We start from the raw sequence: 21,133 nt of genomic DNA, 5'->3' as shown, positions 1-21,133 counted from the left end.
GTTGCCCACATGAAGCACAGAGGCCTCCCAACAGAGGCCTCGATCACCGGGATTGCCCTGAATGGGCAAAGCGATCTACGCGCCCCATCGTCTATGTGCATCCAACCTCCCGCGAAACGCGGGAACGGGGCTTGATCAGCGTTGCCCTAAGGCCGCAGCTGCCACCGGCGCCCGCGTGCATTCGGTCTGTGGACACGTTTGTGTCCTTCGATGCGGGTGAACGCGCTAAAAGCGAGCTGGAGCCGCGCGCTGTTTTCGAGATGGCTGCATGGTGTTGCAGGCGTATAGGATCACGGCCTTGTTCAAGGCCGTGCAATGCGCATCCATTCAAGACACATTCCCCATTTCCGCTTTGCGCGTGCGTCGGTCTTGGCGGTGGTGCTCGCCCTATTCGCGGGCCAGGGGTTTGCGCAGGCCAGTGACGGCCCGACCTACATTGCGCCGCCGGTGGACCACGCATTTGCCGGGGTGATGCGCGTGGACGTGGATGCCACCGACGTAGCGCGCCGCATCTTCAATGTGCACCAGCAGATACCGGTAGACGCGAGCGGTGCCGTGACGCTGCTGTATCCACGTTGGGAGGCTGCCAGCCATGGGCCCAGCCTCACCGTGACCGATCTTGCCGGCCTGGAGGTCAGCGCAGCGGGCCGCCGCCTGCCATGGCGGCGCGATGCCTACGAACCGCATGCCTTCCATGTAGAGGTGCCGGCTGGTGTGCAGCACATTGAAGTGCGGTTCCAGATGCTGTCGGGCGGCGAGTTGCTGACGCGCGACATCGTGTCTGTGCCCTGGCAGCAGTTGGTGCTGTATCCAGCCGGCTGGTATGCGCGGAACATTCCTGTGGCCGCCATGCTGACGCTACCGGATCGATTACGGCCGATCAGTGCCTTGGACGTGGAGCGCGTGCGCGGCACGCACTACGCCTTCAAGACGACATCGCTGGAAACGTTGCTGGACGCGCCGGTGCTTGCAGGCCGTTATGCCGCGCAGCTGTCGCTGACCGGGGCGGTGTCGCTGGATATCGTGGCGCAGCGGCCCGAGGATCTGCAGGTGCCGCCCGCACGTGTGGCCGAGCTGCAGGCGCTGCTTGTGCAGGTAGCAGCGGTGTTCGGCCCGCCGCCGTTTGCGCGCTACGCCATCCTGGCGCGGCTGAGCAACGAGGGCGCTTCCGGCGGCACCAAGCATCGCGCGTCCAGCGAGAACGGTTTGGCGTCGTCGCATTTCCAGGACTGGCCGGGCCAACTCCTCGCGCGACCTGATTGCGCATGAAATCGTGCATGCCTGGAACGGCTTTTACCGGACGCCTGCCGATTTATGGGCACCGACGCCGAACGTCCCGGTCTCCGGAAGCCTGTTGTGGATGTACGAAGGGCAGACCGAGTTCTGAGTCGGGTACTGGCGACGCGGGCCGGCCAGTTCACGCCCGATGACGTGCGCGACCGCATCGCCATCGAAGCGGCGGAAGTTGCGACGCGACCCGGGCGGGCATGGCGCTCTTTATCCGACGACGTGCACTACCCGGCTTTCATGTTGCGCCAGCCGGTGGCGTGGCGCGACTGGCAGCGCCGGCGCAATTACTACTCCGAAGGCGTGATGCTGTGGCTGGCGGTGGATGCCGAACTGCGCGCACGCAGCGGGGGCAAGCGCAGCATCGACGATTTCGCGCAGCGCTTTTTCGCCGGCGCCACGCCGGACGCGCCCGCGCGTACCTATACGTTCGAGGACATCTGCGCCACGTTGCAGGCAGCGGCGCCAGCGAACTGGGCAGGCTTCCAGCGCGGATGGATCGATGCCCACGACGAACTGGACACCACGCGCGGCCTGACCCAGCACGGTTGGGCGCTTGTCTACACGGACACGCCAACGGCGGCGTTCCGTGCCAGCGAAGAAGAAGCTGGCGTTGCCGATCTCACCTACTCGATCGGCTTGACGGCACGCGCCGACGGCATGGTGCGCACGGTGGCCTGGAACGGCCCCGCCTTCGCCGCTGGGCTGCGGCCGGGCACGCGCGTGTTGACCCGTCAATGGATCGCCGTTCAAGCAGGACGCGGCGCGCGACGCGGTGCGCGGCTCCACACGCCGCCTCATCGTGTTGGGCATTGCGCAGGACGAGCAGCGCGCGGACGTGCAGATCCAGTATACACCGGGCCGCTGCGCTACCCACGGCTGGAACGGCTGGCCGGGCGGCCCGATACCCTTGCCAGGCTGCTTGCGCCACGTTGAGGCGATGGGCGTCGGCGGCCGCCGCCCGGTGTCACTTGCTCCACTTCGCCAGATCCTCTGCCCTTCCATGGCGCACAAGCCTTACAGTACGCTGGCACGCCGGGTCCGGCGCTGCCAGAGCGTTCAATCCAGCAACCACGAGGGTGTCATGAGCAAGGGGATGGACCAGAAGAAGAACCAGAAGAAAGAGCCGACCAAGACGCTGAAAGAAAAGCGCGCGGCCAAGCAGGAAAAGAAGGGCAAGTAAGCCGCCCGGCCTGTTCGCAGGCGGACGAACTGGAGGGGATGCCCAACCTCGCGCTTCGCGGATGACGCCACACGGCGCCACTCCGCGAATGCTGCGAACCGCTCAGCGCGCGTGTTGCCCCTCGTCCTCCCGGGCGAGCGCGGCCTTGGCCAGCGCCGACAGCAACAGCCTGGCTTTTTCCGGACGCACAACCTCGGCGTGGCCCACATGTTCCACCGGGCTGGCTCCCTCACGGTGCATGGGCGTTGGCTGGAACAGCAGTCGCGCGGTGCCGGGCAGCGCCGCCAGCAGGGTCAGCGGATCGTAGAGATTGAGCTTGGTCACCTGCGGCCAGATGGCGTCGAAGGTCATGTCACCTTGCTGACCCGGTGCCGCTGGATCCTGCGGTTGTGCTGCAACGAACGTACGGAAGAACCACGCCGTATCCAGACCGGGGATCAGGTTGGCCTGGATGCCTTCCCACAGGCCTTTCAAGGCATTTTTCTGGACATCGCGCAGGTACTCGCCCACGGGATGGCCATTGCGTGCGATGCCTTCGTAGAACGCTGGCGGCACGGCGGCCCTGTAGGCAGCCTCCTTGGTCAGGATGCGCAGGGGAATGCCGAGTTGCTGCGCGCGCCGGTAGAGCGCACGGGCGGCGTGGATGTCGGTGGCGTTGTTGTAGGCGCGCGTATCCGGTTGAACGAAACCATCGGCGTCCCTGGCCGGGTCGATGCCTCCCATGATGGTGATGGACGCGACCTTTTCCCGCACCAGATCGCCCGCCTCGGCAAGCAGGGCGCTGGCATCGGTCATTCCGGCGATGACCACCATGCCGAGCTTGTGGGGCGAGGTTGCCAGGCGCTCGCGCATCGCAAGGACGCCATCGGTGTGGACGGCGTCCGGCGCCGCACGCAGCGCGGTCCCCTCGGCGAGGAACTTGGAATGCTCCCGGGCCTGCGTGGACGTCATGGGGTAGTCCTGACCACGCGCGACGCGAACATCCGGCAATGCCAGGCGATCGAAGACACCTTTTGCCAGCTGCGCCCGTTGCGATCGCATGTCGGCATCGCCCAGGGTGACGACAACGTCGGTCAGACGCAAAAAGCCTTCGACCTGCAGCTGCTTGGCGATGGTGTAGGTCACGACATCGTCGGGGTCCTTGTTCGGGTCGGTGAACAGCAGCGTGTCCAGCGGCAACTGCGGCCGGTGCAGACGCAGCTCCCGCAGGACGGCTGCCTCGGTGGGCGTCAGCACGGGCGTGTCGGCGACGCCGAGCTCGGCCAGCATGCTGAGCTGGGCAGGCGTCAATCGCGCGGGCAAGCTCTGCGTGCGTCGGTGCCGTGGCGCGTCAGGGCGGGGAGGACGGCCAATGATGGTCTGCAAGGCACCCGGCGGCGGCGCGGCGGCGTCTGCGGCGACATGTGCCGGCACGGCGACGGGTGGCGCATCGCGCAGGTCAGCCGTCATGTCTGCGCTGGGCAAGCCAGCGGTGGAACGGATTCCGGTGGGCTGCATGGGAAGACCTCTGTCAGTGAACGGCGGTGCTGGCAGCCCTTGTTGGCAACACGACAGACCGGTGCTCACGGTCACGCGCGCACAACGCTGCACGCAACCGTCGCGTGTGAGCGCTCACGCGTGCATCAGTGGGCAGCGGCAATGCGTGCGGCGCAATCCCGCGGTCGAGCGGACGACCAGGCGCGCAACGTTACCCACGTCCAGCGCAGCGCCACGGCAGCGTGGTGAATTCCTGTGTGCGGCGACGAAGAGACACCCGGCAGGCACGCCGCCGCATCAACCCAACCCGACGCCGGTGTTGGCGAGCAGCGCACACGCTGCGCCGACGCCGTCGTACTCGCGCGCTTCGCTCGGCACAGGCCGGCGCTGAACGATATGGGACTGCCATGGCATGGCGCGGCGCCTGCGCGATGCGGTGCTCATTCCGACTGTCCTCAGAAGCGCTGGCTTTGCTGGGCACGATTGCCTTCTCATACAGAGCCTCCAGCAACAAGCACGTTTTACCTGTTGCTGACGCAGAGGCCCGCTTTTCCTGGGCGATCTCGGCATCTGTGCATACGTTTTCCACATCAAAATAGAGAGCCCTGGATGGGATTGCCCGACGCGGTTGGCGTTGTTGCCCGCAAAGGTGATGCAGCACCAGCAGCGGGTTGCATCTGCTCCCCACCCAACCGCCACGCCAACCCGGAGATCCGCGCGGCGTGCCTTGCGAGTGCGTCGCGCATGACCGCTTCGCTGCCGGCTAGGTGCAGGGCGCGGCGGGCGCGAGTGATGCCGGTGTAGAGCAGTTCGCGGCTGAGTACGCGGGCGTCGCGGGTGGGCAGTTGCAGCCAGACCTCGTCGAATTCGCTGCCCTGGGCCTTGTGCACGGTCATGGCGAAGGCGCTTTCGTGCGCGGGCAGTGCGGCGGGATGGAAGCCGCGCACCTGTCCATCGCCGTCGCCTTCGAACCAGGCGACCAAGGGGCCTTGGGCACGGCTGTCGGTGGCGGGGGCGTCACGGTGTGTCCTGTCGCCGGCGTGGCCCGGCCTTGACGACGATGGCGCGTGATCGCGTGCGGTCACGGCATTCGCGTCGCCCTGGCCGGGGGAAGGGCCTGCGTCGCTGCGCAGGCAGATGCCGACATCGCCATTGAACAGGCCGTGGCGGTAGCTGTTTTCGGTGATCAGCAGCAGGCGGCCATGGAACCAGGGCGAGGCGCCGCCCAGACGGCGGGCGCCGGAGCCGGTGTCGGCCAGCAGTTGTTCGATGCGGGCGTTGAGGCCGCGCGCGCCTTGCGGGCCGGCACGCACGGCGGTGAGCAGGCGCAGGCGGCCGGCATCGCGCAGTGCGGCGGCGGGGTCTTGGGCGTTGGCCAGTGCGCGCCAGTGGGCGAGCAGCGCGTCGCGGCCGTTGCTGAGCGGGTCTTCGCCGTCTTCGTGGAAGTGCACGCCGGGCAGTTCGCCGCTGCGCAGCAGGGCCAGGGCGGTGTCGGCATCACCGGCGCGGATGGCGTCGGCCAGTGGGGCGAGCGCGAAGTTGTCTGCCTGGCGGTAACCGCGCAGCAGGTGCACGCGATGGCCGGTGAGCCCGCCGGTGTGGGCAGGCGCGGGCGTGGCGGTAGGCGGGCTGCCGAGCAGCGGTTGCAGGGCGTGGGCGTCGTCTGGCTGCAGGGCATCGCCGGGGCCGGCGGCCTGCAGGATGGCGGCCAGCACGTCGCCGGCTTCCACCGAGGGCAGCTGGTCGGCATCGCCAAGCAGGATCAGCTGGGTACCGTCGGCGACGGCTTCGACCAGCTTGCACATCAGCGGCAGGTCGACCATGGAGGCTTCGTCGACCACGATCAGGTCGAACGGCAGCGGATTGTCGGCGCTATGGCGGAAGTGCGGGGAATCCGGGATGACGCCGAGCAGGCGATGCAGGGTGCTGGCACCGGTGGGGAGGAGGGCGGTGTTCCCTTGCGGGTCGGTGGGCACGCTGCCCTCACCCGCCCTGCGGGCACCCTCTCCCTCAGGCGGGAGAGGGAAAGCGTCTGGTTGCGGTGCGGTAGAAGGGAGAGGGAAAGCGTCTGGAGTCGGTGCGGCGGAGGGAGGTGGCAGCCCTTGCTCCATGGCGCGGGCCACGGCCAAGCGCAGGCTCTCGGCCATGCGCTCGGCGGCGCGGCCGGTGGGCGCGGCCAGGGCGATGCGCGGCGGCGATGTGCCGGCCGCCTGGGCCTGGGCCTGGGCGATGCGCAGCAGCAGCATGCGGGCGATGGTGGTGGTCTTGCCGGTGCCGGGTCCGCCGGTGACCAGCAGCAGCGTGCGGCGCAGCGCGAGGGCCGCGGCCTGGGCTTGGCGGTCCGGGGCGTGGGCTGGCGCTGTCTGGTTCGACCCCTTGATGGACGGCGCAGGTGGATTTGTGCCCTCTTGCTGGTGGGATGGCTCGGGCAGGCCCTGACCCTCACCCGCCCTGCGGGCACCCTCTGCCGCGGGGAGAGGGGCTGACTCCGCGGTGCGAGGGGTTGGGGTGGCATTCGGGAACAACTGTGCGAACAGCGGCGCGAGCGTGGCGGCGTCGAAGGGCGGCGGCGGTTGTGCGGCGATGCGTTGCAGGCCCAGGGCCAGGCGGCGTTCGTACTCGCGGTAGCGGCGCAGGTAGAGCAGGCCGCGTTCGAGGACGAGTGGGCAACCGGCGGCGGCCGGGGCTTCGGGCTGCGGTTGGTCGACCCAGCGCGAGGCGGCCAGGCTGCGTTGCCAGTCGGCGGGGTCCGGGAAGGGAGGCGACGGGCCGTCGCGCGCGTCCAGCAACATGGCGGCGCGGGCGAGGTCCAGCCCGGCGTGGCCGCTGGTGACCGCCAGCGAGGCAAGCGCGGCGCCGGCCAGCACCTGTGGGTCGGTCTCCGGCTCCAGGCGTTGCAGGCTTTGCGCGAAGGCAAGATCCAGGGTGCGCAGGGCGCCGCTCTGGTGGAGCGCGGTGAGGAGGTTCGGGTGGGTCATGGCGTTGGCATTCCATCGGCGGATGCGCGCGCGCCACGCCATGCTCCGCGCACCTGTGCTGGCGTGTGGTGCGATGGCGTGCGGTGCGGGCGCGCAGCAGCGTTGACGCCAGTGGCACGCGGGCGGTGCTTGCTCGGCGCGATCGCTGAGAGACTTGGACGCGGTGCGGGTCGGCCATGCGATTGGCGTGGTGCGTTGGTTCATGGGGTGGGCATTCCCTGGGTGGACGTCCCCTCACCCCAACCCCTCTCCCGGGGGGAGAGGGGCTCTTGCCCGTCGGCGACATGGGGTTCTGCTGCATTGCTGGACAGCGCATCTGAAGGCTTGCCAGCGAACAAGGCGTCCAGGGCCTGCACCAGCGCCGGTTCGAAGCGCCAGGCATAGATGCCCGGTGCCGGATCGCCAAGCGGCGCGAGCGCAAGGCCGGTGGTCGTGAGGTCGGCGTTCGGAGCGGCGTCGGGTTCGTCCCGCGTGGAATCGAGGACGGTTTCGGGCGTGCGCTGGCCCGCGATGGAATTGCCAGGGGTTTGGCCAGCGGATTCCGACCCGGCAGCCACCGCATGACGCCCGGCATCCAGGCCGCGACAGAACAGATAGCGCACGCCGCCGAAGTCGCGGGCGTAGTCGTAGGCCTCGCCCAGACGGAAGCGCAGCCAGCGGTGCAGGGCCACGGTGTAGATCAGCGCCTGCAGTTCGTACTCGCTGTGCGCCATGGCCCGCGCCAGGGCGTCGGCGTCGTAGCTGGGCAGGCGATTGGATTTGTAGTCCAGCACATACCAGCGCCCGTCCACGCTGTAGGTGAGGTCGATCAGGCCGGTCATCAGGCCTTCCAGGCGCTGGCGCGCGCCGAAGGCCTGGCGGTCGCCGACCATGCCAAACCGATGCAGCAGGGCCAGCAACGCATCGACGCGGGTGGGCCGCATGGCGAAATGGAATTCCATTTCGTTGCGGCGCTGCGGTTCGGGCACGTCGGCCAGGCGGGTGCCTTCGGGCAAGGCCACGGTGAGCGTGTGGCCGATCAGCGCGGTGAGCATGCGCAGGCCGTCGTCGAGGTCGTCCTGGGCATAGCCGCCGCGTTGCAGGGCCTCCAGGATGGGTGCGGCCTGGCCCTCGGGCGCGGGTTGGCCCGACCGCCAGGCCTGCCAGGCGGCGAAGTCGCAGCGTTCGAACACGTCGTGCATCACCACGCCGAAGCGGTTGCCGGCAAAGCGCGGATCGAACGGTTCGGCGTCGCTGGCAACAGCCGCGGCGACCGCCTCGCTGCCGGACGGTTCATCGCTGCCGCCGCTGCCGACGACGGTGGCGCTGGCCATCGCGTCGGTGACCGCGCCGGCATCGGCGTTGGCCAGTTGGGTGAAGCTATACACCCACCATTCCGGGGCGATGTGCCGTTGCGCGCTGCGCGCGGGAGGCACCTGCGCCTCGCTCGGAGCCGGCAGCCGCGGCAGGTGGGCCGGCGGCGTGCTGGTGTCCACCACTACGGTGCCCTCGCCCGCCGCGCCCTGCAGCGCATCGAGCGCACGCAGCATGGCCGACAATGCGATGCGTTCGTGCTGATGGAACGGGCCGCTGGCGATCCACAGCGCGTGCTCGGCGCGGGTCAGACCGACATACAGCAGGCGCGCGTCCTCGGCGCGTTGTTCCTGCTTCCAGGCAGCTTCGGCGGCGCTCCAGCTCGGGTCGTCGCGCTCTGTCTTCCAGTGCAGCTGACGGCCCACGTCCGGCGCATGCACCACGCAATGGCGGCCGGCGCCCTTGTCGCTGCGGCCGATGCCGACATACGGCAGGAACACCAGCGGATATTCCAGGCCCTTGCTCTTGTGCAGGGTGACAATCTGCACGCGGCGCGCGTCCGATTCCAGCCGCAGTTGCTGGGCTTCGTCGTTGTCGTCGGCATTGGCGATGCGCCGCGACAGCCAGTCGACCAGGCCATGCGGGCCGAGTGCGCGGGCGTCGGCTTCCTGCAGCAGTTCGGCCAGTTGCAGATAGTTGGTGAGGCGGCGTTCGCCATCGACCAGGGCAAGCAGGCGTTGCCCGTGCGTGGCGCCGAGCTCGCCGATCAGGGCGAGCGGGCCGCCGCGCTGCCAGCGTTCGCGCCAGTCCAGCGCCTGTTGCTGCCAGCGGCGGTGACGCTCGCCATCGCGGTCAAGTGCGGCGATGGCGGCGGCGTCTTCGCCGATCAGCACCGTGGCCAAGGCGGCGCGCAGGCGGCTGTCGTCGCCCGGGTCGAGCAAGGCCTGCAGCAAGGCGAGCAACTCCAGCGCCTCTTCCGTGGCGAACAGGCTCTGCTTGCCGGCGGCCACCGCCGGGATGCCCACCGCGCCGAGCGCCTGCTGGATACGCGTGGCCTCGCCGTGGCTGCGCACCAGCACGGCGATATCGCCGGCCTGCACCGGGCGGCCGCACACCGTGGCCGCGCCGTCGCGGCCACCGGCCAGCCAGCCGCGGATTGCGGCGACGCAGGCGGCGGTGACCAGCTCGCGCGCGCGGCCTGCGCTCCAGGGTTTGGGTTTGCCTTTCGCAGGCGGCGGCGGTTCCGGCGCGCGCCACAGCGTCAACGCTGGCGCAGTGACGCCATCGCGTTGCAGGTCTTCATCCACGCGCTTGGTGCCGGCCCGCACCGGGTGGAAGGCGATGCCGTCGGTGAGGAAGGCATCGGCGTAGCCGGCCTGCGCGTAGAGCGCGTCGATGGCCGCCAGCACGCCGGGGCGCGAGCGGAAGTTGTGGCTCAGCGGCGGCGCCAGTTCGGCGGTGACTGCCGCGGCCAGATAGGTGCGCACATCGCCGCCACGGAAGCCGTAGATGGCCTGCTTGGGGTCGCCGATCAGAAACAGCGCCGGTTCCAGTCCGGCGGCCTGCGCGAGTGGCCCTTCGCCGAATACGTTGGAAACGATCGACCACTGGCGATCGTCGGTGTCCTGGAATTCGTCCACCAGCGCGATGGCGTATTGCGTGCGCAGGCGCTTGACCAACGCGTCGGCCTGCGCGCCTTGCAATGCATGCACCACCCCATCGACCAGGTCGTCGTAGGTCTGCACGCGGCGTTGCCGCTTGAGCAGCGCGAGCCGTGCGATGGCGTCCTCGCGCAGCGCGTGCAGTAAGCGAATGCGACGCTGCTGCTGCCACTGCTGCACCTGCAGGTCGGCCTGTTGCCAGAGTTGAAGTGCGTCGAACAATGGCGAACACGGTACGCGATCATGCGCGCCGTCTTTGCAGAACTCGCGCATGCGTGCCGGCAGCAGTTTGTCCAGGTGTCCCTTTTCGTCCAGGACCCAGTGAGCATCGGCGCTGCCGTTCCATAGCTGTTCGAAGGCCTTGTCGAAACTGGCGCGGCGCGCGCGGCGGCCATCGAAGACCTTGTTATCGAATGCCGAAGCGATAGCGTCATACGCAGTGTCGCCGTGCGCGTGCAGCGCGGCGACCAGGGCTTGCGCGGCCGCGTGGCGGATCGGCGTCGGGTCGGGCGCTGGCGGTGTGGGTGAAGGCAGCAACTGCGAATACCTCACCAAGGCGCGCAGATCGCTGGCCAAGGCCTCGGGGCCGCCCGGCCACAGCGCGATGAGATCTTCGGCCATCACCGCATCGGCGGCGCGCTGCCGCCACAGATCGGCGGCCACTTCCCCCAGCAATTCGCGGTCGTTGGCCAGCAATTCCGGTGCGGCGAAGGCTTGGCCGCTTTCCAGCGCGTGTTCGCGTAGCACGCGCGCGCAGAAGCCGTGGATGGTGAACACGGCGGCCAGGTCGATTTCTTCCACCGCCTGCTGCAGGCGGCGGCGCAGGGCAGCGGGCGTTTCGGTGCCAGCGTCCAGATGCGTGAGGAGGATCGCGCGCGTGAGCAGCGCGTCGGGCGCGTCCTGCGCAACGGATGATGCGCTCGCGGCGTTGTCCTGTTCTCCACCAGTTGGTGAGCCATCCGGCACCAAGGTTGCGGCCAGCGCCAAGCGTTCACGGATGCGGCGGCGCAGTTCCTGGGTGGCGGCTTCGGTGAAGGTCACCGCCAGGATCTGGCCGATGCGCAAGCCGCGCTCGACCACCAGCCGGGTGAACAAGGTGGCCAGCGTAAAGGTCTTGCCGGTGCCGGCGCTGGCCTCGATCAGGCGCACGCCGTGCAGCGGCAACTGCAGATATGGGTCGGTGACGGGGCTGACGCTCATTCGGCCTCCTCCTGCGCGCCGCGCCAATGCTGCCAGCTGTCGATCACGCGCTCGGTCTCGAGCGGCGCGCCGGTGTTTCCCTGTTCGAGCAATGCATACACACGATGGCTGGTGGTGGCGAACTCGGCAAAGCGTTGCGCGTCGGCAAACGGGTCGCGGCCGCGCGTGACCAGGCGCAGTTCCGGGCTGCGCGATTCGCTCCAGCCAAAGCCCGATTGCCACTGCCCGGCCGCGTCCTTGATGGCCTTGTCCAAGTCATCGCCGCGCGCAGCCTGGTGGTATTTCCAACTGCTGTACGGCGCGAACGCCAGCGGCGTCTGCAAGCCGTGGCGATACAGCTGCAGTAGCTCGGCCAATGCGGTGTGCGCCTGCGTTTGCGACAGCGGCTGCGCATCGATGGGATGCGGGCCCAGGCCATCGTCGTGTTCGAAGAAGCGCACGTACGGCGCGTGCTCGCCGGCGGCGCGCAGCAGCAGCCATTCCAGGCCATGACGAATGGCGCTGCGGCCGCTGAGCGCGCCAACCTGCACGCGCCCGACGCCGCTTGCATACCAGCCCGGTACACGGCCGTGCAGTTCGATCTCGCCGATCTGCACCTGCAGCCGGCGCGATTCGGCCGACGCCTCGCCCCGCCATTGTCGGAATGCCTCGGCATACGGGCGCAATTGCACCACGCGCTCGTCGAGCTGGCGGCGCCCCAGCGGGCCGGATGGCAACAGCGCGCGGGCACGCAGACGCGCGTACAGGTGCTCGGTGTCGCCGGCCAATGCCGCTTCGAAGACCTGCTGCTGCAAACCGTATTGATCCAGCCCGCGCGTGGGGGCGAGCAACGGTTCCAGGTCGCTGTCTTCGCCGGCCGGATCGGGCAAGCGCATCCCCAGGCGATGGCGCAAGAACTGTCCGGCCGGGTCGGCAAACAGCCGGCGCAGTTCGTCGATGGACACGCTGGCCGGCAACCCGATGTCGTCGGCCGGCAAGGCGCCGGCCACCCACGGCGCGAGCGGCTGGCGCTGGCCGACCAGGCTGTCCACCGCCGGGCGCCATTGCCGGCGATAACTGAAACGGCGCGGGTCGGCGCCGTCGTCGCCCGGCGCACCGAACGCGGCGGCGGCGAAGGGCTGCAACGGGTGCCGCACCACCAGCATGTCGAGCGCGTTGCTGGCGATGTGGTACTGCGCGGCGCTTGCCAGCAATTCGCTGACCAGCACCGACGGCTCGCGCACGCTGCCATCGCGCGCATCGGCGCCGAGATAGCTGAGGTAAAACACTTCCTGCGCGGAGGCGAACAACTGCAGGAACAAGAAGCGGTCGTCCTCGCGCGTGGAGCGGTCGCCGTGCCGGCGACGTTCGGTACCCAGTTCCGCGGTGAGGCGATTGAGCCCGGCAGCCGGGTCGCGCCGCGGGAAATCGCCATCGTTCATGCCGAGCAGGCAGATCACGCGGAACGGCAGCAAGCGCATCGGCACCATGCGCCCGAAACTGATGCCGCCGGTGAGCAGCGGCGCGCGCGTATCCGATTCGCCCAGCACCGCCGCGAAATGCGCACGCACCACCTCGGCCGGCACGGTGCCGGCGTACTCGGCACGCACCGCATCGCGGGCGAATTGATCGATCAGCGCGCGCAAGCGATCCAACGCGCGTTGCGCGCGCGGCGCCGTCGGCGTGGCCGGAATCAAGGCTTCGAGCAGACCCAGCAAACGCTCGCGCCACTCGACCGGCGTCATCGCCTCGGCCAGCGTAGCTTGATGCCGTTCGAGCACGCGCAACAGCCGCAACAAGGTGTCGAGTGCGGCCAGCGCGCTGCCTTCCAGCTGCGGCCACGGCGCCACCCCGTCGATGTCCTCGTCGGCGCCGCTGGCATGGCCGAGCAGCAGTCGGTCCAGCGCGAAACGCCAGGTGTAGGCATCGTCGCCCGGTGCCTGGTGCTGCCGCCGGTGCGCCGCATCCAGGCCCCAGCGCGCGCCGGCCGCGTGCAGCCAATTGCGCAGGCGTTCCAACCCGGCTTCGTCCAGGCCGGCCGCTTCGGCGATCGGCGCGCTGGCCAGCAGGTCGAGGATTTCATGCAGCCCGAAACGCGCGATCGGCAAACCGAGCAAGGTGAGGAACACTTCGGCCAGTGGCTCGCTCGCCAACGGGCTGGCATCGGCCAGCGCGTAGGGCAGCGCGTCGTCGTTGCCATGACTACCGAACACCGCATCCAGATACGGCACGTACGGGTCGATATTGGGCGACAGCACCGCGATCTCGCGCGGCTGCAGGGGCGGATCGAAGCGTGTGTCGTCGAGCAGCGCACGCAGTTGGTCGTGCAACACCTGCAACTCGCGCAGCCGCGTGTGGCAGGCGTGCACCTGCAGGCTGGGGTCGTGCAGATTCACCGCCGGCAATACCGCGCCCGCTGCAGGCGCGCGGCGATGGAACAGATCGCTCTGCATGCGCCGCAACAGGCTGTCGCCCAGCCCGCCATCGGCCAGCGTGCGGCGGCCGGAATCCAGCGGGTCAGCGTAGGCGGCAATTTCCGCCAGCGGGTGCACCACTTCGTAGTCGCCCACCAGCGCCATGAAATCGCGTCCGGCTGCGCCCCAGGCCTGCAGCAAGGGGTTTTCCTTCACCTGCTCGGCGAACAATTGCACGGCGCCATCTTCGCGCCGACACTGCCACAAGGTCTGCAGGTCGCCCCAGTACCCTTGCGTCGGTGTGGGCAGATAGAAGTGCAGCGTGCCCACGCGCGCCTGCGTGGCCAGCACGCGCAAGACGTCCGGCGAGATGTTCAAGATGGCGAACGCGAACACGCGCGGCGGCAAACCTTGCGGCAACGGACCATCGGCACGCGCATGGCGATCCAGATACTGGCCGATGCGCCGGGCGCGGTATTGCCGGCCGGTGGCGATGCTGCGCCACAACCGGGCCTGCGGGTCATCCGGGTCGGCGCCCGCTTCCCAGCGCAGCAGCCAGTCGCGGCGCCATGCCTGGTATTTTTCGAACACGCTGCCCAACTCGCCGGCCAGCGCCCATGGCTTGAGTGCATCGCCATCGGCCAGGTATCCGGCCAGCGGCGCCAACGCCGCATCGCGGCCCAAGTCCGCCTGCAGGGCCGCGTACAACCGCCACTGCGTGGTGGCCATGTCCAGGTCGTCGTCGGCCGCACCGAGGTTGCGCTCCAGTGCACGCGCGACGAATTCGCCGGGCGTGAGAAATTCCAGATTCGCCGCAACACCGTGCTCGGCCGCAAGCGTGGACTGCAACCAGCGCCGCATCGCCACCTGCGGAATCAGCACCACCTCCGGCTGCAGCAACGGTTGCCCGGGCATCGGCCGGCGCAGCGCTTCGGCGAGCAGGGCGGCCAGGGTATCCAGCGCGTTGGAGGGATACAGCCGGAAATCGGGTGGGGGCGTAACAGGCATATTCCCGCTATTGTGCCGGATGCGTTGCGGCAACAGCACGTTCTACCGCATCGGTGAGCCGCCCACGCCGATGATGGTTACACCTGCGGCGTCAAGTCATCAGTGGCACGCAAGGCGCGGGCTGGGTGATGGTGTAATGCGTCGCCCCTGAAAACCACACGGCCCTTTACAGAGCAGGGTTTGTAAGCACCATCAGGCGTGCGGTGTATGCCGATTTCCGCTACGGTGAACAGCGGTTTCTTGGAATTTCAATGCTGGTGGCTTCGATGACAGAAATCCTAGGCGATGCAATGGCAATGTCGGCACTGCGTTGCGAATGATCAAACCCCGAGTCCGCCTATGCACCACTCAAGTGCTCCAATACCTGACGTGAAATAAGCTGACCTTCGCACTGCATCCGACTCAGCTCATCTTGCTTCCACTCCCTTGCTAGACGCCCGTTCTCAAGCATCCAGACTCGCTGCGCATACGATTGAGCAAGGTCGATGTTGTGCGTGACTAACAACACGCTTTGACCACTCACCTGCGTCAGTTCACGCAAGAACTTCAGCGTACGGCCGACACTGGGCAAGTCCAACCCGTTAAGTGATTCGTCTAAAAGCAGCAACCGCGGCGTGCCAACCATCGCCAATGAGATCGCTAGTTTCTGCCGAGTCCCAAGCGAGTATGATGCGATGGGAGCATGCATGTAAGGATATAAATCCACCACAGTCGCATAATCGATCGCCACCTTGATGGCATTCGTGCGCAATGCAGCCGCTACTAGATCAAGCGCATGAAATCCAGTCAAGCGCTCCGGCAGCATGTTCGGTGCCACCGCGAGCCCGACGGGTGGACGGCTTCCAAGCTCCAGATCCGTATAAACCACGGTACCGTCGCTTACCTCATGCAATCCGGAAAGCACCCGCACCAACGTGGATTTTCCCGAAGCATTGGCGCCGATCATAACTACGACTTCACCAGCAGCTATTGTCGCAGTAAATTCAAACAAAACTTGGTGAACAGCATAGCCCGCACACACCGCGTTTATATTAATTGATATCACACTTTCTCCATCCAGGCATGATGCCCTCTTCGAATCAACCAGCCCAAATGGAGCGGCAATATCAACACGGCGATCGGGCCAGCGACTAGAGCTACGAGTGGAAATATCGTATTTACCATACGAAAAATTGAACGACGGCCGCCTCCCATTCCTACAAGGTCGCTCACCACCCATATCACTCCAACATAACACGCGATCACTAACCCCACTAAAACAACCAGTATCCAAATCGGTTGATGTAGGACAACCGCAGCAATTGCAATCGGAGCCGCCATGCCTGCAGCAATCGCTACAGGAAACCACAGCAGACGTGATACCGCACGCCAGGGCGCCACGCCTGTCCAAGCCAGCAACCTGTGCAGTTCCGTGGCCCCCGCGACCAGCAAGGTCTGAAAAAAGATGAATGCGATAGCCGATATCGCCACTGCCATACCCAGCATACCGGGATGCTCAATACGTACCGCCCATACCGCAACGATAGAGAGATGGCAAGTATTGCGACGACAAAGAAAAATCCAACCGTTTTCGGGCGCGGCATCTGCAGCATGGGGGCTGCCGGCATGATACGTACGAATCCACGACTGCTTGCGGCAGACGTAGAAATCGAAACATTCAGACACCCTCTATTTGCAAAGAAGGCAAATACGAATCCAATAAAAAATACGGCAACCGCTATGGCCACAGCTAATCTAGATATGACAAACCAATGGGAGGCGACGACGCTGATACAAGCCATGCTCACAGCACCACGTAATCCGCCCCACAGACAACGTAATTTTCGCTCGTTACAGTAGTGTCGATGCTGCATGCACCACGCCAGCCAATGCCCATGAAGGTAAAACGAAGTCCTGCGCGACGATCGCCATCCTGACACACCACCACTGAGCAACATCCCTCCCACCAGCCCAAGCTTTCCGCCAGCGGACAGAACATGAGGCTGCACTGTATGCATCGGCAACGACGAGACCCAAACAAGCGCCAGTATGATCCCTAGCAGCATCGCCACATTGGCGATTGCTTCAATTCGATATTCCCGTACGCGCCACCATCGCGAATACCAAACAACAACTCCTGCCGCGGTACAAGGAAGCACTGTAGCCAGCCTGCGCTCCAGCGGCGTCAAGAACGAAGTCATTAAAATGCCTCTCATAAAGGCGGGCTCATGGAGCCCGCCCAGCGCAACTTGATTACATTGGAACCAGCATCAGTACAACAAAGACACCAACACACAACGGACCGCCCACTGCATCCGACGCCCCCGTCGGTGCAACGTTCACTTCCAGATCATCCAGAACAATGGCTTGCATGAGACCTCCTTGAATTGCACCCTCAATGGACGCCTTAACAGACGAGTGCCATCTGCCACGACGTTACTACACGAACTTCATACCGTCCTTTCAGCCACCATCGAGCGCGCACGAAAGCGAACAACTTCATCGCGATCATCAGCGCCTAGCTCAATCATTCGCAAACGCTCGCCTGCAGACAATTCTCTGAGAGTAGAAGCAGCAACCAATGCAGCCTCACGTACACGCCGACAAGGCGCATCAATAATTAGCGACTCAATGACATCAGCAGTGTCGCTGTTTGCCAGCTGCCCGGCCAGCACCACAATAGATGCACGCTTGTGCACCAATGCTATTTGTGGCATTTCAACGATGCGACCGTCGGATGGATCAAAAAAATACTGATCCGGTTCGCACTCACGTTTCTTCGTCACCATTAGATTAAGCGATACTGACAATTGCTCCGGCGGAAACTGAGTATGCACATCCATTTTCTCGCGATAGACCATGACACGACCTACCGGCAGCATTGTGCGCCCCAGCGACTCTAGTTCAACAACTTCGCCGATATATCCGCGCACCCGAGAAGGATCATACTGATAAAGATTCGTTTCGTATCCCGGGCCGTGATAGCCGACCGTCATAAACTGGAAATTATGATCGTGCGTATTTCGATAGCTAAAAACCCGCTCCTCCTGGGAACGAAATTTCTCAGACAATTTCAGCGGCGTCCAAATATTTGCCCGCAAGAAAAATCCGCGCCCCGCCCCCAAAAACACTGACTGCGGCGTATATGCCGCAAGCGGACTATGATCTAAAAATTTCTTAATGGCGCCGTTGAAATGAGATGGAATCAGGTCCGCATCGTTCGCTAACTTACGGAAATGAGGCGCTGACTCCGCCAAACCTTCCGCACAACCAAGATCCACATGTTGCTCCACATGTTCGATGAATTCGTCTATTCGCAACTTTTCTGTGGAAACTGGATCAATCGTAATTGGCATGACTCATCCCTGTGGCAAAATTCGACTCAAAGCTTTATGTGCGGCCGCACGTACATGCGGATGCGGATCCTCTGCTGCAACCTTTAATCTTGGCACCAGCAATTCAGGCGCTACATATCCAAGCGCCTGCATTGCAGCCCAGCGAACAAAATATTGGTGATGATCGCAAAGCTGCGACAATGCTGGAACAGCAGCCCGATTCATCATAGCACCGAGTGTTCGCGACATCGATACAAGCTCTGAATCAACAGGGTCGGCTGCGATTGCCTGTAAAGCCTGCCCCGTATCGCGATGAAATGCCCATTGCAATGGGTGGTGTGCGGTCGAAAAAAATTTCACAACCAATACTTTCGCGTCTACCATGACATCAAACAGATCATGTCGACTATCTATTGTAATAAGATCGCCCGGCGCATGAACTCGCCGCACGGCTGGCTGAAGCCGCAAAGCTGGGTCGAATGTCCCGATATCAAATCCCTTGCGGCAAGGTATAGTGATCAGCCGTAAGTGCTTGCTGCCCCGCCACAACGACAACCATGTGCTGAGGCATTGTGTAGACGAACTCCGAAGAGCGAGAGTAAAACCCAACTCTCAATTGCCACTTCGGACCGTTAGCCATAACAATATAATCAGGTTCCCACCGAGGGGATTCGTAGCCGGGATTTCCGGCTATATTCCGCAACTCATCAGCAGCCACCCGTGACAATACATCCGTGCCACATACCAGTGACCTCAGCTTCTCGCTCATGCGAAAGAAGCCCTCGTGATAATCACGAGCCATTTGCTCGTCAGCTTCCTTGGCGAACTCGACAAGTTCTGAAGGCATTTTCATATCACGCTCCCTGTGCATATCATTGCATTCTAACCATAGATCGCCTTTAAAAGCAAGCACGTACCATGTTAGCCCCGTTGCACTCCCTCCCCGCCCCTACGATACGCATCATGATGCTGTAGAGTCGCGTCCCAGGATTCGCGTCCAACTTAATGACTTGCTAGAGCGTGAAACGATCACGTTAACAGGCCTCAATGAACAACTCTGCCGATCTGCTGAAGGAACTGCGCATCGACCGCAAGGCCCCGTCCCGCGAATCGCCCTCGGGGCGCGCAGGGGGGATCGCCATCGCCACGCTCGTCGTCGTTATCGTGCTGCTGCTGCTCGCCGCCGCCGCGTGGTGGTGGCTGGGCCGGGCGAAGCCGCTGCAGGTGCGCGGCGCACCGGTGGTGGCGATCAGCGCCGGCAACGCGTCGTCGTCGGTCCTTGATGCCAGCGGCTACGTGGTGGCGCGACGCATGGCTACGGTGTCGGCGCAGGTCACCGGCAAGGTGCTGCAGGTGATGATCGAGGAAGGCATGCGCGTGGAGGCAGGTCAGGTGATGGCCACGCTCGATCCGATCGAGACCAATGCGCAGCGCGAGGTCGGTGCCGCGCAGCTCGCGGCGGCGCGCAGTCAGGTGCAGAACGTGCAGGCGCAGCTGGTCGTGGCCGAAGCCGATGCGACGCGGCTACACTCGCTGGTCGGCGAGCAGTTGGTATCGCGTTCGCAGTACGATCAGGCGGTGTCGCAGCGCGATGCGCTGCGCGCGCAGCTGCAGGTGGTCAAGCGCAATATCGCGGTCGCCACGCACCAGTTGTCGCTGTCAGACATCCATGTCGACTTCACCGTGGTGCGCGCGCCGTTCGCCGGTGTGGTCACTGCCAAGGCCGCGCAGCCGGGCGAGATCGTCTCGCCGCTGGCCACCGGCGGTTTCACCCGCACCGGCATCGGCACCATCGTCGACATGGATTCGCTGGAAGTGGAAGTGGAGGTCGGCGAGGCCTACATCGGCCGCGTGCAGCCGAAGATGCCGGCCGAAGTGATCCTCGACGCCTATCCAGACTGGCGCATCCCGGCCGAGGTGATCGCGATCATCCCGGCTGCCGACCGCGGCAAGGCCACGGTCAAGGTGCGCGTGGCGCTTAACGTCAAGGACGCACGCATCGTGCCGGACATGGGCGTGCGGGTGAGCTTCTTGGAAAAGGCCACGGCGCAGCAGCAGAACAAGCAGAAGGGCGTGCGGGTGCCGGCTGCGTCACTGCTGCAGCGTGACGGCACCAGCCGCGTCTTCGTCCTCGGCAACGACAACCACGTCGCGCTGCGCGAGGTGAAGCCCGGCATCGACATTGGCAGCGACAAGCAGGTGGTATCGGGCGTATCCGTAGGCGACACGGTGGTCGTCGAGCCACCGCAGGCGTTGAAGGATGGCGATGCGGTGACATTGTCCAGCGACGCACAGGAGTGAGTGCGCCGCGCGCGCAAGTGTTGTCTTCGTTTGAATGTTGCGTGGATTGGTTCTAGGTCGTGAGCGGCATTGCTGTTGTTGCTGTCGAGCGCCCTACCGAGTCCCCGTCTGCAGCGGTGACCGGGGAATGCCGCTTCGTACCGGAGCCGGGGAAATCCAAAGTGACAGCAACAACCACACCTGCTGCACTTGAACCTGCAAAGACAGTGGAGTCGCCGACGTTGATCGCCGCACGCGTGGCGACATGCAGGACATGGAGACATAGCGACACCGATCGCATCGCAATACCAGCCCACCCATCATTGATCTCGTTCACCCCGCATCGAAACGCAGAGGATCCCACGCAATGACCGCCCTCGTTACCCTCCGCAACGTCACCAAGACCTACCAGCGCGGCCCCGAGAAGGTGCAGGTACTGCATGGCATCGATCTGGAGATCGAGCGCGGCGACTTCGTCGCGCTGATGGGCCCATCCGGTTCGGGCAAGACTACACTGCTGAACCTGATCGGTGGACTCGACACGCCGTCCGGCGGCGAGATCGAGATCGAAGGCGAGCGCATCGACCGCATGAGCGGCGGTCAGCTGGCCACCTGGCGCAGCCATCACGTCGGCTTCGTGTTCCAGTTCTACAATCTGATGCCGATGCTCAATGCGCAGAAGAACGTCGAGCTGCCATTGCTGCTGACCAACCTCGGCGCGGCGCAGCGCAGGCGCCATGCCGAAATCGCGCTGACGCTGGTCGGCCTCGATGAGCGCCGCAGCCACAAGCCCAGCGAATTGTCCGGCGGCCAGCAGCAGCGCGTGGCGATCGCGCGGGCCATCGTCTCCGACCCCACGTTCCTGATCTGCGACGAGCCCACCGGCGACCTCGACCGCCACAACGCCGAGGAGATCCTCAAGCTGCTGCAGCAGCTCAACCGCGAGCACGGCAAGACCATCATCATGGTCACCCACGATCCCAAGGCTGCCGAGTACGCCTCGCATACCGTGCATCTGGACAAGGGCGAGCTGGCCGACGCGTTGGTCGCCTACTGACCG

The 21,133-nt window shown here is 65.2% G+C and carries 13 protein-coding genes and 2 pseudogenes; 4 read left to right on the top strand and 11 right to left on the bottom strand.

Annotated elements, in window-relative coordinates; translation table 11 throughout:
* The first annotated feature begins 315 nt into the window (after positions 1-315).
* A pseudogene (locus XAXN_RS07900) lies at positions 316-2,223 on the top strand (M61 family metallopeptidase).
* Between the two features lie 67 nt (positions 2,224-2,290).
* Entirely contained in the window at positions 2,291-2,470 is a 180-nt protein-coding gene (locus tag XAXN_RS22710) for a hypothetical protein (protein ID WP_054319137.1), read from the top strand.
* A gap of 102 nt (positions 2,471-2,572) precedes the next feature.
* Here XAXN_RS22710 and xopQ read toward each other — a convergent pair whose 3' ends face one another.
* The 10 genes and pseudogenes from xopQ to XAXN_RS07860 form a co-directional block, all read right to left on the bottom strand.
* Entirely contained in the window at positions 2,573-3,967 is a 1,395-nt protein-coding gene (gene xopQ, locus XAXN_RS07890) for a type III secretion system effector XopQ (protein WP_054319136.1), read from the bottom strand.
* 276 nt (positions 3,968-4,243) lie between these two features.
* Positions 4,244-4,390, bottom strand: a complete 147-nt coding sequence (locus XAXN_RS22430; RefSeq protein WP_164514330.1) for a hypothetical protein — start codon at positions 4,388-4,390, stop codon at positions 4,244-4,246.
* Positions 4,391-4,628: 238 nt separating this feature from the next.
* Positions 4,629-6,924, bottom strand: a pseudogene (locus XAXN_RS07885) (AAA family ATPase); the annotation flags it as partial.
* Positions 6,925-7,124: 200 nt separating this feature from the next.
* Positions 7,125-11,078 (bottom strand): exodeoxyribonuclease V subunit beta, encoded by a 3,954-nt coding sequence (gene recB, locus XAXN_RS07880; RefSeq protein ID WP_054319135.1) that lies wholly within the window; start codon positions 11,076-11,078, stop codon positions 7,125-7,127.
* Positions 11,075-14,479: an exodeoxyribonuclease V subunit gamma gene (gene recC / locus XAXN_RS07875; protein WP_054319134.1), complete on the bottom strand. Its 3,405-nt coding sequence runs from the start codon at positions 14,477-14,479 to the stop codon at positions 11,075-11,077. The genes recB and recC overlap by 4 nt, the downstream gene beginning before the upstream one ends.
* 337 nt (positions 14,480-14,816) lie before the next feature.
* Complete coding sequence (locus XAXN_RS07870; protein ID WP_134980316.1) at positions 14,817-15,524, bottom strand: ATP-binding cassette domain-containing protein; 708 nt, start codon at positions 15,522-15,524, stop codon at positions 14,817-14,819.
* Entirely contained in the window at positions 15,521-16,144 is a 624-nt protein-coding gene (locus XAXN_RS23005) for a hypothetical protein (RefSeq protein WP_241148240.1), read from the bottom strand. Before XAXN_RS23005 ends, XAXN_RS07870 begins: the two co-directional genes overlap by 4 nt.
* Positions 16,145-16,908: 764 nt before the next feature.
* Positions 16,909-17,814, bottom strand: a complete 906-nt coding sequence (locus XAXN_RS20940; RefSeq protein WP_134980317.1) for a HEAT repeat domain-containing protein — start codon at positions 17,812-17,814, stop codon at positions 16,909-16,911.
* Between the two features lie 3 nt (positions 17,815-17,817).
* Complete coding sequence (locus XAXN_RS20935; protein ID WP_151425214.1) at positions 17,818-18,243, bottom strand: HEAT repeat domain-containing protein; 426 nt, start codon at positions 18,241-18,243, stop codon at positions 17,818-17,820.
* 40 nt (positions 18,244-18,283) lie between these two features.
* On the bottom strand, positions 18,284-18,646 hold the full coding sequence (locus XAXN_RS07860) for a hypothetical protein (RefSeq protein ID WP_134980319.1): 363 nt from the start codon (positions 18,644-18,646) through the stop codon (positions 18,284-18,286).
* Positions 18,647-18,840: 194 nt separating this feature from the next.
* On the opposite strand from XAXN_RS07860, the gene XAXN_RS07855 reads away from it, so the two are divergent.
* Complete coding sequence (locus tag XAXN_RS07855; protein ID WP_054319131.1) at positions 18,841-20,094, top strand: efflux RND transporter periplasmic adaptor subunit; 1,254 nt, start codon at positions 18,841-18,843, stop codon at positions 20,092-20,094.
* Between the two features lie 52 nt (positions 20,095-20,146).
* Here XAXN_RS07855 and XAXN_RS22705 read toward each other — a convergent pair whose 3' ends face one another.
* Positions 20,147-20,410, bottom strand: coding sequence for a hypothetical protein (locus XAXN_RS22705; protein WP_134984849.1), 264 nt, complete (start codon positions 20,408-20,410; stop codon positions 20,147-20,149).
* A 30-nt stretch (positions 20,411-20,440) separates the two neighbouring features.
* On the opposite strand from XAXN_RS22705, the gene XAXN_RS07850 reads away from it, so the two are divergent.
* Entirely contained in the window at positions 20,441-21,130 is a 690-nt protein-coding gene (locus tag XAXN_RS07850; protein WP_054319130.1) for an ABC transporter ATP-binding protein, read from the top strand.
* Positions 21,131-21,133: the final 3 nt, after the last annotated feature.

This window comes from Xanthomonas axonopodis (genome assembly GCF_001304695.1).
Taxonomy (GTDB): Bacteria; Pseudomonadota; Gammaproteobacteria; order Xanthomonadales; family Xanthomonadaceae; genus Xanthomonas; species Xanthomonas axonopodis.
The sequence above is the reverse complement of the archived record's forward strand: the minus strand, read 5'-3'. Positions and strand labels throughout refer to the sequence as shown.

Coding starts and splice junctions, on each gene's coding strand:
- recB (WP_054319135.1), bottom strand. CDS start 11,078: ATGAGCGTCAGCCCCGTCACCGACCCATATCTGCAGTTGCCGCTGCAC.
- xopQ (WP_054319136.1), bottom strand. CDS start 3,967: ATGCAGCCCACCGGAATCCGTTCCACCGCTGGCTTGCCCAGCGCAGAC.
- XAXN_RS07855 (WP_054319131.1), top strand. CDS start 18,841: ATGAACAACTCTGCCGATCTGCTGAAGGAACTGCGCATCGACCGCAAG.
- XAXN_RS22430 (WP_164514330.1), bottom strand. CDS start 4,390: ATGAGCACCGCATCGCGCAGGCGCCGCGCCATGCCATGGCAGTCCCAT.
- recC (WP_054319134.1), bottom strand. CDS start 14,479: ATGCCTGTTACGCCCCCACCCGATTTCCGGCTGTATCCCTCCAACGCG.
- XAXN_RS07860 (WP_134980319.1), bottom strand. CDS start 18,646: ATGAAAATGCCTTCAGAACTTGTCGAGTTCGCCAAGGAAGCTGACGAG.
- XAXN_RS07850 (WP_054319130.1), top strand. CDS start 20,441: ATGACCGCCCTCGTTACCCTCCGCAACGTCACCAAGACCTACCAGCGC.
- XAXN_RS20940 (WP_134980317.1), bottom strand. CDS start 17,814: ATGCCAATTACGATTGATCCAGTTTCCACAGAAAAGTTGCGAATAGAC.
- XAXN_RS22710 (WP_054319137.1), top strand. CDS start 2,291: ATGGCGCACAAGCCTTACAGTACGCTGGCACGCCGGGTCCGGCGCTGC.